Source organism: Actinoplanes lobatus (genome assembly GCF_014205215.1).
In the GTDB taxonomy this organism is placed as follows: Bacteria; Actinomycetota; Actinomycetes; order Mycobacteriales; family Micromonosporaceae; genus Actinoplanes; species Actinoplanes lobatus.
The window spans coordinates 9,464,584-9,478,231 of the sequence record NZ_JACHNC010000001.1; the positions used below are offsets into that span (position 1 = coordinate 9,464,584).

Consider the following 13,648-nt stretch of genomic DNA (forward strand, 5'->3'; position numbering starts at 1 on the left):
CGTCGTGGCCAGCGCGTGGGGCGCGGAACCACGACCGGCGGGTGGGGCCCGGGCAAGGCCCGTGATCCGCGTGCTGTACGGGTGGGGCCTCGCGGCCCCGCCCGTACGGTCAGACCGGTACCACCCGCTCGGTGCGCAGCGCGTCGATGATCTCGCGTTCCACCCGTTCCGACTCCTCGTGCGGGACCTGGCAGGTGCCGGCCGCGAGGTGCCCGCCGCCGCCGTAGCGCAGCATCACCGAGCCGATGTCCACCGGGGAACCGCGGTCCAGGATCGACTTGCCGCAGGCGAAGACGGTGTTGAGCTTCTGCCGGCCCCAGAGGATGTGCACCGAGACCCGGGCCTCCGGGAAGAGCGCGTAGACCATGAACCGGTTGCCCGCCTCGATCACCTCCTCGTCGCGCAGGTCGACGATGATCACGTCGCCGTCCGGGCGGCAGACCCGGTGCAGCTGCTCGACGAAGCGGGCCGAGCACTCGTGGAAGAGCTGCGACCGCTCCACCACGTCCGGCAGGGCCAGGATCTCGTGCACGTCGTTGTGCTCGATGCAGGCGTCGATGAGCTGCATCATCAGCTGGTAGTTGGAGATCCGGAAGTTGCGGAACCGGCCCAGGCCGGTCCGGCTGTCCATCAGGAAGTTGAGCAGGGTCCAGCCGGTCGGGCTGAGGATGTCGGTGAGCGAGTAGTCGGCCGAGTCGGCCTGGTCCACCGCGCGCATCAGCTCGTCCGACACCTTCGGGAACCGCTCTCCCCCGCCGAAGTGCTCGTAGATCACCCGGGCCGCGGACGGCGCCTCCGCGTCGATGACGTGGTTGCCCAGGCCCTCGGTGTTGCGCAGGGTCTCGGAGTGGTGGTGGTCGAAGACCATGTTCGCGCGGGCGTCGTACGGCAGGTTCGTCAGGATGTCCCGGTCGGTGACGTCGACGACGCCGTCCTGCACGTCCTTGGGGTGCACGAACAGGATGTCGTCGATCATGTTGAGATGACGGAGCAGCACGGCGCACACGAGACCGTCGAAGTCGCTCCTGGTCACCAGCCGGTACTTCACGGCGTCCCCCTCGCTTGCCAGACCTTTGGCACCAGTTTGCCACTTTTTTCGCTAAGGCCCGCCCGGCATCGACGTACGGACGTGTTCACCGCCACGTTGTCCCGCTTTCCAGGAAGCGAATGAACCCTCCGAGGGCCCCCGGCCGTAAGGTTCAGACGAACGGTTACGACCCGGTCGGAGGACTCGCAGAAGATGGACCACGCACCTCAGCTCATCCAGGAGCGCAGCGCACCGCCAGCCACGCTGGTGATCTTCGGCGCCTCCGGCGACCTGACCCGCCGCAAGCTGCTGCCGGCGGTGGAGAACCTGGCTCGCCACGGCCGCCTGCCCGACCAGTTCGCCCTGGTCGGCGTCGCGCGTACGCCGATGAGCGACGACCAGTTCGCGGAGAGCGCGCTGGGTGGCCGCAGCCTCGCCGAGAAGCGCCAGCTGGCCGGCGGCGTGCGCTACGTGGCCGGTGGCTACGACGACCCGGAGACCTACAAGCGGCTCGCCGAGACGCTGGACGAGCTGGACGCGGTCCGCGGCACCGCCGGCAACCGGCTGTTCTACCTGTCCACCCCGGCGGGCGCGTTCGAGCCGGTGATCAACGGGCTGGCCGGCGCCGGGCTCAACCAGCCGCGTGAGGGCTCGTTCTCCCGCCTGGTCATCGAGAAGCCGTACGGGCGCGATCTGGCCACCGCCCGCGAGCTGGACGGCGTGGTGCACAGCGCGTTCGAGGAGCACCAGGTCTTCCGCATCGACCACTACCTGGGCAAGGACACCGTCCAGAACGTTCTGGCGCTGCGCTTCGCCAACTCGATCTTCCAGCCCATCTGGGACCGCTCCTGGGTCGACCACGTGCAGATCACCGTGGCCGAGACCCTCGGCGTCGGCACCCGCGGCGGCTTCTACGAGCACGCCGGCGCGATGCGCGACATCGTGCAGAACCACGTGCTCCAGGTCCTGGCCCTGGCCCTCATGGAGCCGCCCGCGTCGTTCGAGGCCGAGGGCCTGCGCAACGAGAAGGTGAAGCTCCTCCAGGCGATCCGGCTGCCCACCGACCGGGACATCGCCGACGCCGCCGTCCGCGGTCAGTACACGCGTGGCGGCACCCGCGAGGAGCTGATGGCGGGCTACCGCGAGGAGGTCGGTGTCGACCCGCTGTCGCGCACCGAGACGTACGCGGCGATGCGCCTGAACGTGGACAACTGGCGCTGGGCCGGGGTGCCGTTCTACGTGCGCACCGGCAAGCGGCTGCCGGCCCGCCTCACCGAGGTGGCGTTGCAGTTCCAGCGGCCGCCGCACCTGCCGATCCCGACCGACCAGCTGACCGGCCTCGACGCCGACGCGCTGATCCTGCGGATCCAGCCCAACGAGGGCATCTCGCTGCGCTTCGGCGCCAAGGTGCCGGGTCACTCCTTCCGGGTGCGCACGGCGAGCATGGAGTTCTCGTACGATCAGACGTTCGTCGAGGAGTCCCCGGAGGCGTACGAGCGACTGCTGCTGGACGCGCTGATCGGTGACGCGTCGCTGTTCATCCGCAGCGACGAGGTGCAGCAGTGCTGGCGGATCGTCGACCCGATCATCGAGCACTGGGCGAAGGACAACTCGCCGATCCCGACGTACGAGGCGGCGTCCTGGGGCCCGACCGACGCGGACCGGCTGATCGGCCGCAACGGGCGCAAGTGGCGAAACGCCGCCTGACCGGGGGAACCTGCGGGTGACGGCGGGCTCGCATAGGGTGGTCATCATCCTCGATCGCTGAGCCCGCTCCAGGAGGGTCGTTCAGAACCCACATCGAGTTGCAGGGGCCGCGGCTCAGCGCCCTGGCCTCAACCGTTCTGAATGATCCTCCTGGCCCGATGGAAAGACAGACGCATATGCAGGTCTCGGTCGCCCACCATCCGCCGAACACGGCCGTGCTGGTCCTGCGCGGTTCACTCGACATCGACACCGCGCCGGCCCTCAAGGCGAACCTGAGCCGTCTCGTCGAGCGCCCCGCCCCACGGGTCGTCGTGGACGTGTCCGGTCTCGACTTCTGTGACTCGATGGGCGTGGGCGTCCTGGTCACCGCGCACGGGCGCGCCGCCGAACGGGGTGGCTGGGTCCGCCTGGCCTCCCCGTCCGGTTTCCTGCGCAGGCTCTTCGACACCCTCGGGCTCAGCGACTACCTGCCGATGTTCCCCGACGTGGCGGCCGCCCTGAAGGAGGAGTGAGCCGGGCCTAGCCGGCGATCACCGTGTTGAGGGCGGCCACCGCGGCGCCCCGGGAGCCGGCCATGTCCCGGTCCGGGACCAGAGCGAAGGTGGCCACCGCCTTCTGCTCGTCGCGCAGGTCGGTGTTCTCCCGCACGGTGTTGAGGAACCACTGCCGGAAGTGCGGGGCCGCCTCGACCACACCGCCGCCCAGGAAGTAGGCGGCCGGGTCGGTGAAGTTCGCCGCGACGGTGAACAGCTTGCCGATCGCCTTGGCCTGCTGCGCGAACACGGCGAGCGCCATCGGGTCGTCCTTCTCCGCGTACCCCCGCAGGGCCTTGGCGGCGACGCCGATCGGCTCGCCCGCGAGCTGGTGCTCCGGGAACCGGGCCAGCCAGTAGGGCAGCAGGTTGTTCTTGATGCCGGTCAGCGAGGCGACGCTCTCCACGTCCCCCTCGAAGCCGCAGTTGCACCGCGGGACCGGCTGGTCCTCCTCGAGGACGCCGTACAGCGGGATCTGCACGTGGCCCAGCTCGCCGGCCATCCCGGCGGCGCCGCGGATCACCGCGCCGGCCTCGACCACACCGCCGCCCAGACCGGTGCCGACGATCGCGGAGACCGACGAGTTCGCCGCGGCGGCGGCGCCGAAGTGCTGGTGGTGGGCGTAGAGAGCGGCCGCGTTGCCGTCGTTGTTGTAGACCACCGGCAGTCCGAGCCGGGCCTCCAGGGCGCCCCGGATGTCGAAGCCGTGCCAGGACACGTGGTTGAAGTTGGTGGCGCCCTTCGACGAGATCACGCCGTTGGCGCTGGCCGGGCCCGGGGTGTCCAGGCCGACCGCGCGAACCAGGGAACGCGGCGTCCTGGTGAGCTCGAGGATGCCGGTGAACGCGTCGGCGAGCGCCTCGACGGCCGACTCCGGGCCGTCCAGCACCCGGCTCGGGTTCTCCACCAGGTGGTCGACGAGGAACTGCCCCGTGGCGTCGAGCACGGTGGCGTTGTTGCAGGTGCCGCCGTTGTCCAACCCGACGACGACCCAGGAGGACGGGGTGCGTACCGATTCAGCCTGATCCACGGCACCGAGCCTAGGGCCTACCGGGGGATCACCCAAGCATGAAAGGAGGCCGGCGCTTCGACAATCCTGGCAGACCCGGCCACCGGAAGAGATCAACCTAAAACCGGCACATCGACCAACGCCTAGGTCAGCAATTCATGTAGACGAATGTCACATTTAATGGGTTGGACAATTGTGCCCGCATGAGGCTAGCGTTCCTAACAATCTTCACCGCGGAGCGAACGGGTCGCTTCAGACCTCCGCGCTCAAGGCAAGACCCGTCCTGCCCGCACCATTTCGGCAGCGGCAGGACTACGAGTCTAAGGAGGTTATTGGCATGCACAGCACATTGAAGCGCGTAGCCACCGGCTTGGCCGCCACCGCCACGGCTGTCACGGTAGCGAGCACGGTGGGCGCCACACCAGCTTTCGCCGGCACGAACACCAGCCTGGCGACGCTGAAAACGCCATCGTATGCCCTGGGCGCCGGGCTCGCGTACTTCTACCACGAGGGCGAGCACCTCAGGATCGTGGACAGGGATGCCGACGGCGCAGGCGTTCGAATCTACTGGGCAGTGTCCGACCCTCAGGGCAACGTCTACGACAATGGCACCGCCTACGTGGGCGGCGCGGGTAACGAGAACAACGTCAACATGACCGTCACTGATGGCCATACGATCAGTTTCACGCTTTGCGTCTCCGACAACGGCAACCGCATTCAGGCCACCTGCAGTCAGAACTGGGCCACTGCCTGACTTGACGGGCTCGAGACCTACCGACAAGGCTTCGTCACGCCCGGAATCCGCTATTCAGAATAGAGCGGGCATCGAGTTGCAGGAGACCTGAAAGGGCCGGCGCTTCTCCCAGGAAGCGCCGGCCGTCGTCGTCCCGGCCAAGGCCCTGTCCGGAACGACTCGATTGTCAGCTGGTTCGGCTCAGCGGGCGCCCGCCGTGCGGCGCTTCGACCAGACGTCGAAGGCGACCGCGGCCAGCAGCACAATGCCCTTGACCAGCATGACCGTCTCGGTCTGGGCGCCGAGCAGACCCATGCCGTTGTTGATCACACCCATGATCAGGCCACCGGTGATGGCGCCGACCACCTTGCCGACACCGCCCTGGACCGCGGCGCCGCCGATGAACGCGGCCGCGATGGCGTCCAGCTCGAAGCTGTTACCGGCGGTCGGGCCGGCCAGGTTGAGACGGCCCGCGAAGATCAGGCCGGCCACCGCGGACAGCACGCCCATGTTGACGAACAGCCAGAACACGACCGACTTGACCTTGACGCCGGAGAGCGTCGCGGCCTGGAGGTTGCCGCCGACCGCGTAGATCTGCCGTCCGAAGACGGCGCGGTTGGTGACCAGGGTGTAGCCGACCACCAGCAGCGCCAGCAGCACGAGCACCCACGGCAGGTTGCGGAACCGGGCGAGCTGGATGACCAGGAACATCACCAGCGCGGCCGGGACGACGACCTTGATCGAGAACAGCCACGCCGGGTCGACGACCTGGTTGTAGCGGATCCGGCCGGCGCGGGCACGGTACTGCACGACCGCGATGCCCGCCACCACGGACACGCCGACGATGATGCTGAACAGGTCGGCGCCGCCCAGTGGCCCGAGGCCGACGTTGTTGAGGAAACCGGGGACGAATCCGTTGGCCGCGGTCCGGACCTGGTCCGGGAACGGGCCGATGCCCTTGTTGCCGAGGATCATGTAGGTGACGGCGCGGAACAGCAGCATGCCGGCGAGCGTGACGATGAACGCGGGGATGCCGAAATACGCCACCCAGTAGCCCTGCCAAGCGCCGATCAGCGCGCCGAAGACCAGCGTCAGCAGAATCGCCAGCGGCCAGGGCAGATCCCATTCCACCATCAGGACCGCGGCGAACGCGCCGGTGGCGGCCACCACCGAGCCGACCGAGAGGTCGATGTGCCCGGCGATGATGACCAGGACCATGCCGATCGCGAGCACCAGGATGTACGAGTACTGCACGATGATGTTGCTGAGGTTCTGCGGCGCCAGCAGGTCGCCGCCGGTCAGCACGGTGAACAGCACCACGATCAGCGCGAACGCGATGTAGATGCCGCTCTGCTTCAGGTCGAAGTTGACCTTGCGAGGCGCCTGGCCCTGGGGTGCGGGCCCCTTGCCGGGCTGCACGCCGGTGCTGGTGGGTGCGGCGGTCACGGCGCCACCTCCTGTACTTCCTTCGTCATCAGGGTCATCAGGCTTTCCTGCGTGGCTTCGGCACGCGGCACCTCGCCGGTGATCCGGCCGGCCGAGAGGGTGTAGATGCGGTCACAGATCCCGAGCAGCTCGGGGAGCTCGGACGAGATGACCAGGATGGCCTTTCCCTCGTCGGCGAGCCGGTTGATGATCGTGTAGATCTCGTACTTCGCGCCGACGTCGATGCCACGGGTCGGCTCGTCGAGGATCAGCACGTCCGGATCCGTGAAGATCCACTTGGACAGCACGACCTTCTGCTGGTTGCCGCCGGAGAGCTTGCCGGTGATCGCCTCGACGCTGGGGGCCTTGATGTTCATGCTGGCCCGGAACTCGTCGGCGACCTTGTACTCCTCGTTGCCGTCGACCCAGCCGCCCTTGGCGAGCTTGCCGAGACCGGCCGCGGAGACGTTGCGCTTGATGTCCTCGATCAGGTTCAGGCCGTAGCGCTTGCGGTCCTCGGTGGCGTACGCCAGTCCGTGGTCGATCGCCTCGCGGACGCTGCGGGCCTGGATCTCGTTGCCGTCCTTGATCAGGCGGCCGGAGATGTTCACGCCGTAGGAGCGGCCGAAGACGCTCATTGCCAGTTCGGTGCGGCCGGCGCCCATCAGGCCGGCCAGTCCGACGATCTCGCCGCGGCGCAGCGTCAGGTTGGCCTTGCGGACCAGGGCCCGGTCGGGCTGGGTGGGACTGTAGACGGTCCAGTCCTCGATCCGCAGCGCCTCCGCCCCGATGGTCGGCTCGTGCTCCGGGTACCGGTGTTCCATGTCGCGGCCCACCATGCCCGAAATGATCTTGTCCTCGGTGAGGTTCGCGGTCTCCTCGGTCCAGATGGTCTTGCCGTCCCGCAGGATGGTGACCCGGTCCGAGATGCCCATCACCTCGTTGAGCTTGTGCGAGATGATCACGCAGGTGATGCCCTCGTCGCGCAGGCCGCGCAGCAGGTCGAGCAGGTGTGCCGAGTCCTCGTCGTTGAGCGCCGCGGTGGGCTCGTCGAGGATCAGCAGCTTGACCTCCTTGGAGAGCGCCTTGGCGATCTCCACGAGCTGCTGCTTGCCGACGCCGAGCTGAATGACCGGCGTGACCGCGGTCTCGGTGAGACCGACCCGGTGCAGCAGCTGGTCGGCCGCCGCGTTGGTCCGGTTCCAGTTGATCCAGCCGTTCGTGGCCTGCTCGTTTCCGAGAAAGATATTCTCGGCGATGGAGAGATTCGGCGCGAGCGCCAGTTCCTGGTGGATGATGACGATGCCACGGTGCTCGCTGTCGCGAATCCCGGAGAATTGGCAGGGCTCGCCCTCGAATGAGATGTCGCCCTCGTAGGTCCCATGCGGGTAGACGCCGGACAGCACCTTCATCAGGGTCGACTTGCCGGCCCCGTTCTCCCCGCAGATGGAGTGGATCTCTCCCCTGCGTACTTCAAGGTTGACGTCCTGCAGCGCCTTGACGCCCGGGAACGTCTTGGTGATGCCGCTCATCCGCAGGATCGTGTCGGTCATGGGACCCTCCTATTGGGCCGCGGGGAGGCCGCGCCCCGCCCGCTGGGGTCGGGCGGAGCGCGAAACCCGGATCACTTCAGCTGGTCGGCCGTGTAGTAGCCGCTGTCAACCAGTTCCTTCTGGTAGTTGTCCTTGGTCACGATGGCCGACTCCAGAAGCATCGACGGGACGACCTTGACACCGTTGTTGTAGTCGGTGTTGTTGTTGGTCTCCGGGGTCTTGCCCTTGAGGATGTCGTCCGCCATCTTGCCGGTGGTCTCCGCCAGCTTGCGGGTGTCCTTGTAGATGGTGGAGTACTGCTCACCCGCGATGATCGACTTGACCGAGGCGAGCTCGGCGTCCTGGCCGGTCACGATCGGGTAGGCCTGCGCCGCGGTGCCGTAGCCGGCCGACTTCAGGGCCGACAGGATACCGATCGAGATGCCGTCGTAGGGCGAGAGAACGCCGTCGACCTTGGCGCCACCCTTGTAGGTGGAGGTGAGGAGGTTCTCCATGCGCTTCTGAGCGGTCTCCGGGTCCCAGCGCAGGGTCGCGACGGTGTCGAAGTCCTTCTGGCCGCTCTTGACGACGAGGACGCCCTTGTCGATGTACGGCTGGAGGACGCTCATCGCGCCGTTGAAGAAGAACGTCGCGTTGTTGTCGTCCGGGGAACCGGCGAACAGCTCGATGTTCAGCGGGCCCTTGGCGCCGGCGTCGGAGCCGTCCGCGTTGAGGACCTTGAGGCCGGTCAGCAGCGAGGTGGCCTGCTGGACGCCGACCTTGAAGTTGTCGAACGTGGCGTAGTAGTCCACGTTCGGGCTGTTGCGGATGAGGCGGTCGTACGCGATGACCTTGATGCCAGCCTGGGCGGCGTTCTCGAGCTGGCTGGTGATCGCCTCGCCGTCGATCGACGCGATGATCAGCAGCTTGGCGCCCTTGGTGATCTGGCTGTCCAGCTGCTGGGTCTGGGTCGGGATCTGGTCCTCGGCGTACTGCAGGTCGACCTTGTAGCCGAGGCCCTCGAGCTGCGACTTGAGATTGTCGCCGTCGTGGATCCAGCGCTCCGACGACCGGGTCGGCATGGTGATGCCGACCAGGGCGCCCGCGTTGTCGGTGCTGGAAGCTTCCTTCTCGGACGTCTTCTCCGCGTCGCCGCAGGCCGCCATGGTGGCGGTCAGCGCGGCGGCGGTGAGAACGGCCGCAATCCGGGTGAATTTCACGGTGGATCTCCTCTTTGAGAACGGTGTTACAGGGGGCGAGCCAGGCGGTGGTACGCCTGGTTCCAGCGCACGCGGTCGAGGAAATCGGCCGGGGTGGTGCGCTCATCGATCAGCAGAAGCTCGGTCTGAGCCATTTCGGCGAAGTCACGCAGGGTCTCTGCGCCGACCGCCTGCGTCAGAACGGTGTGGTGCGGCCCGCCGGCCGTGATCCAGCACTCGGCGGAGGTCGACAGCGAGGGTGCGGGCTTCCACACGGCGCGTGCCACCGGCAGGTGGGGCAGCGGCTCGTCCGGCGCAATCACCTCGATCTCGTTCGCGACCAGGCGGAACCGGTCACCCATGTCGGCCATGCCCATGACCACCGCCGGGCCGGGGGCCGCGTCGAAGACCAGGCGCACGGGGTCCTCCCGGCCGCCGATCCCCAGCGGATGGATCTCGGCACGCGGCTTGGCCGACGCGATGGACGGGCAGACCTCGAGCATGTGCGCGCCGAGGATCTTAGGCTCACCCGGACCGAAGTGGTAGGTGTAATCCTCCATGAATGAGGTGCCACGTCCGGTTCCGGAACCCATCGCCTTCACGGTGGCGACCAGCACCGAGGTCTTCCAGTCACCCTCGCCGCCGAAGCCGTAACCGTCCGCCATCAACCGCTGCACGGCCAGTCCGGGGAGCTGGCGCAGACCGCCGAGGTCCTCGAAGTTGGTGGTGAAGGCGCCGAAGCCGCCCTCGGTGAGGAACTGCCGCAGGCCGGCCTCGATCCGGGCGGCGTAGCGGAACGACTCCAGGCGCTCGCCGAGCAGCTCGGGCGCGATCTCGAAGGTGTCGCGGTACTCGGCGATCAGCTTGTCGATCTCCGCGTCCGGCACCCGGTCCACGACCGCGACCAGGTCGTTCACCCCGTACGTGTTGACCGAGACGCCGAAGCGCAGCTCGGCCTCGACCTTGTCGCCCTCGGTGACCGCGACGTCGCGCATGTTGTCGCCGAAGCGGGCCAGCCGCAGACCGCGCAGGTGCTGCAGGCCGGTGGCGGCGCGGGCCCAGGCCTCGACGCGCTTCACCACGGCCGGGTCGGACACGTGCCCGGCGATCACCTTGCGCGGCACGCCGAGGCGGGCCTGGATGAACCCGAACTCCCGGTCGCCGTGGGCGGCCTGGTTGAGGTTCATGAAGTCCATGTCGATGGTCGACCACGGCAGCGACACGTTGTGCTGGGTGTGCAGGTGCAGCAGCGGCTTGCGCAGCGCGTCCAGCCCACCGATCCACATCTTGGCCGGGGAGAACGTGTGCATCCAGGCGATGATGCCGATGCAGTCACGGTCCGCGTTCGCCTCGAGCATGACCTTCTTGATGGCGCCCGAGTCGGTGAGCACGGGCTTGCCCACGATCTCGGCGCTGACGCCGGCCGCGGCCAGGGTCCGCTGGATCTCAGCGGACTGGTCGGCGACCTGCTGGAGGGTCTCCGGGCCGTAGAGATGCTGGCTGCCGGTCAGGAACCAGATCTGCGGGTTCATCGTGTTTCCTCGGTTCTCTCGAAATTCAGCGGGCCTGGGGCACGCGACACCCCATCACGCTGAGTATTTGTCACGCAGGGGCCGCCGCACGCTGAACGCGTCAATGATCTTAGCCGGGCCGGGCAGGCCTCACGGCGGACTCTCATCACCGAGAGTGGGCGACACCGCACAAGCTGTACGGTCTGCGGACATTGCCTGTACCTCCGATGGGCGGCCGGCGCGGTGGCGGCGGCCACATCCCGGCGGAGATTCCCAGTGTTATCGCTAACAAAAAGCCTGTCAACGGCTGTCGGCAACAACGAGGTAACGGCTTATTAATCAAGGCCGGCGGCCACCGGAAAGTAGGGCCGGACGGCCCCTCAGGCCGGGCGCGACACGCTCTCCCGGACGATCAGCTGAGGCGGTACGACGATCTGGTGCGCGGTGCCGGAGTCGTCCCGCATCTGGCCCAGGAGCAGGCTCAGCGCGGCACGCGCCACGTCGCCGAAGGCCTGCCGGACGGTGGTCAGCGGCGGGATGAAGTAGGCGGCCTCGGGCACGTCGTCGAAACCCACGATGCTGACGTCGTGCGGCACCCGGCGGCCCCGCTCGTGCAGCGCCCGCAGGATGCCCAGGGCCAGGTGATCGTTCGCCGTGAAAATGGCCGTGACCTCGGGCATCCGGGCCAGCATCTGACCGGTGCGGTACCCCTCGGCGGCGGACCAGTCGGCCGACAGCAGCGGCGGCACCTCGGCGCCCGCCTCCAGCAGCGTCTGCTTCCACCCCTGGATGCGGCCGGCCGAGTCGAACCAGTCGGTCGGGCCGGACACGTGCCACACCGTCTCGTGACCGGCGTCGAGCAGGTGCCGGGTCGCCGCCCGGGCCCCGGCCACCTGGTCGACGGTGACGAGCGGGCGGCCGCTGGCCGGGTCGCCGTCGATGAAGACCACCGGCACGTCACCGGGGATCTCGGCCAGCGCCTCGGCGGCCGACGCCACGTTGGCGATCACCACGAGGCCGGCCACCCGCTGGTCCAGGTGCCGGTCCACCACCGCGGAGATCGAGGAGCGGTCCAGCTCCCGGACGCTGCCCACGCTCACCGCGAAACCGGCGTCCGCGGCGGCCTGCTCGAATTCGGTCAGCATCGAGGCCGGGCCGTACAGCGTGCTGTTGCGGGCGACCACGCCGATCAGCTGGGACCGGCCGGTGACCAGGGCCCGGGCCGCGCGGTTGGGCCGGTAGCCGAGCTCGGCGATGGCGGCGCGGACCCGGATGCGGGTCTGCTCCTTGACGTTGGGATGATCGTTGAGGACGCGCGAGACGGTCTGATGGGAGACACCGGCCAACCGGGCCACATCCGTCATCGCCGGGCTACGGCTGGCCTTGTCCACTTGCGCACCTCGTCCGATCCGGTTCTGATGGAGCGTAACGCCGAACCGCCACCGGCCCGCGTAGCAGAAATGTTATCGATAACATCCGCTTTTCACGAGCCCCGCGCGGACGATCTCCGCCGACACGTACGCTCGGCAGCGATGGAACCAGCAGTGACGATCAACGGGCCGGGTGTGCTCGGCAGCCTAGCGGACGAGGGATTCACCTCGCTGCGCCGGGCCGCCGCCCCGCGCGCCGAACGCTACGAGACAGGCCGCGGCCTGCGCGAGCGCTCACCCCGCTCGGAGATGGCCCACTGGAAAGCACCCGACCGCCGCCCCGATCCGGTACGCCAGGTGATCGCCTCCCACGAGGGCCGGCTCGACCATCTCGTCCCGGTCCGGATCGGGCGCATGATCGTCTCCCCGTACACCTTCCTGCGCGGCACCGCCGGCCTGATGGCCGACGACTTCGCCGCGCTCCCCTCGACCGGCATCGCCCCGGTCATCTGCGGCGACGCCCACCTCGGCAACTTCGGCTTCTACGCCTCGCCGGAGCGGGAGCTGGTGTTCGACCTCAACGACTTCGACGAGGCGCACACCGGCCCGTGGGAGTGGGACCTGCGCCGGCTCGCGGTCAGCGTGCACGTCGCCGGCCGGGTCAACGGCTTCCGGGAGAGCTCGTGTACCGACGCCGTGGCGCACTGCGTCGAGCAGTACCGCGAGCAGATCGGGTACCTCGCCGACCAGCCGCTGCTGGCCCGCTCGTTCGACCAGCTCGACGTCGACGGGATGCGCTCGCACGCCAGCCGGGCCAGCTTCCGCGACGAGATCGAACGCGCCGCCCGGCGGGCCCGGCGGCGCACCAGCGACCGGGCGCTGCCCCGCTTCACCGAGCGGCACGACGGCACCGCCCGACTGGTCGAGGAACCACCGCTGATCACCCGGCTGCCCGACCAGGAGCGCGAGCAGCTCGCCGAGGCGCTCGACGGCTACCTCAACACCCTCAAACCGCACTGGGCCCGGATCCTCGGCGGCTACCGGATCGTCGACATCGCGCACAAGGTGGTCGGCGTCGGGTCGGTGGGGCTGCGGGCCTACGTCGCCCTGTGCGAGGGCAGCAGCGGCGACGACGTGCTCTTCCTCCAGCTCAAGCAGGCCCGCCGGTCGGTCGTGGCGAAACACCAGCACGGCGACCTGGCCTGGCACCGGCACCAGGGCCAGCGGGTGGTGGAGTACCAGCAGGCGCTCCAGACGGTCAGCGACCCGCTGCTCGGCTGGACCACGGTCGGTGAGCACCAGTACTACGTGCGCCAGTTCCGCGACATGAAGGGCGCCATCCTGATCGAGGACATCAACGCCGGGGCGCTCGCCGACTACGCGGGCATCTGCGGTTCGCTGCTGGCCAAGTCGCACGCCCGGACCAGCGGGGCGTCGATGATCGCCGGCTACGTGGGCAGTGGCGACAAATTGGACGAATCACTCAGCCGGTTCGCGAAGGCGTACGCCGATCAGGTCGAAGAGGATCACGCGGCGCTCACCCAGGCGGTCCGCCGCGGCCTTCTGCCGGCGGAGCCGGCGTGACGATCAGAACCCATCCGG

The 13,648-nt window shown here is 68.4% G+C and carries 11 protein-coding genes; 4 read left to right on the forward strand and 7 right to left on the reverse strand.

What is annotated here, in order from left to right:
* Positions 1 to 109: 109 nt before the first annotated feature.
* Positions 110 to 1,048, reverse strand: a complete 939-nt coding sequence (locus tag BJ964_RS43055; RefSeq protein WP_188126033.1) for a DHH family phosphoesterase — start codon at positions 1,046 to 1,048, stop codon at positions 110 to 112.
* 192 nt (positions 1,049 to 1,240) lie between these two features.
* On the opposite strand from BJ964_RS43055, the gene zwf reads away from it, so the two are divergent.
* Complete coding sequence (gene zwf, locus BJ964_RS43060) at positions 1,241 to 2,734, forward strand: glucose-6-phosphate dehydrogenase (RefSeq protein WP_188126034.1); 1,494 nt, start codon at positions 1,241 to 1,243, stop codon at positions 2,732 to 2,734.
* A gap of 158 nt (positions 2,735 to 2,892) precedes the next feature.
* Entirely contained in the window at positions 2,893 to 3,246 is a 354-nt protein-coding gene (locus tag BJ964_RS43065; protein ID WP_229806805.1) for an STAS domain-containing protein, read from the forward strand.
* A gap of 7 nt (positions 3,247 to 3,253) precedes the next feature.
* On the opposite strand, the gene BJ964_RS43070 is transcribed toward BJ964_RS43065, so the two are convergent.
* The gene (locus tag BJ964_RS43070) at positions 3,254 to 4,297 is read right to left on the reverse strand and encodes an ROK family protein (RefSeq protein WP_188126035.1); all 1,044 of its coding nucleotides are present in this window, start codon (positions 4,295 to 4,297) and stop codon (positions 3,254 to 3,256) included.
* Positions 4,298 to 4,613: 316 nt separating this feature from the next.
* On the opposite strand from BJ964_RS43070, the gene BJ964_RS43075 reads away from it, so the two are divergent.
* Positions 4,614 to 5,030, forward strand: coding sequence for a hypothetical protein (locus BJ964_RS43075; protein WP_188126036.1), 417 nt, complete (start codon positions 4,614 to 4,616; stop codon positions 5,028 to 5,030).
* Between the two features lie 180 nt (positions 5,031 to 5,210).
* Here the strand turns inward: BJ964_RS43075 and mmsB are convergent, their stop codons facing one another.
* From mmsB to BJ964_RS43100, 5 genes are all read right to left on the reverse strand, one after another.
* On the reverse strand, positions 5,211 to 6,455 hold the full coding sequence (gene mmsB, locus BJ964_RS43080) for a multiple monosaccharide ABC transporter permease (protein WP_188126037.1): 1,245 nt from the start codon (positions 6,453 to 6,455) through the stop codon (positions 5,211 to 5,213).
* Complete coding sequence (gene mmsA, locus BJ964_RS43085) at positions 6,452 to 7,987, reverse strand: multiple monosaccharide ABC transporter ATP-binding protein (protein WP_188126038.1); 1,536 nt, start codon at positions 7,985 to 7,987, stop codon at positions 6,452 to 6,454. Before mmsA ends, mmsB begins: the two co-directional genes overlap by 4 nt.
* Before the next feature lie 71 nt (positions 7,988 to 8,058).
* Positions 8,059 to 9,186: a multiple monosaccharide ABC transporter substrate-binding protein gene (gene chvE / locus BJ964_RS43090; protein WP_188126039.1), complete on the reverse strand. Its 1,128-nt coding sequence runs from the start codon at positions 9,184 to 9,186 to the stop codon at positions 8,059 to 8,061.
* A gap of 26 nt (positions 9,187 to 9,212) precedes the next feature.
* Complete coding sequence (araA, locus tag BJ964_RS43095; protein WP_188126040.1) at positions 9,213 to 10,697, reverse strand: L-arabinose isomerase; 1,485 nt, start codon at positions 10,695 to 10,697, stop codon at positions 9,213 to 9,215.
* Positions 10,698 to 11,056: 359 nt separating this feature from the next.
* Positions 11,057 to 12,040, reverse strand: coding sequence for a LacI family DNA-binding transcriptional regulator (locus BJ964_RS43100; protein WP_183219368.1), 984 nt, complete (start codon positions 12,038 to 12,040; stop codon positions 11,057 to 11,059).
* Between the two features lie 168 nt (positions 12,041 to 12,208).
* Between BJ964_RS43100 and BJ964_RS43105 the strand changes: the two genes are divergently transcribed.
* A complete protein-coding gene (locus BJ964_RS43105) occupies positions 12,209 to 13,630 on the forward strand; it encodes a DUF2252 domain-containing protein (RefSeq protein WP_188126041.1) in 1,422 nt (473 codons plus the stop codon).
* Positions 13,631 to 13,648: the final 18 nt, after the last annotated feature.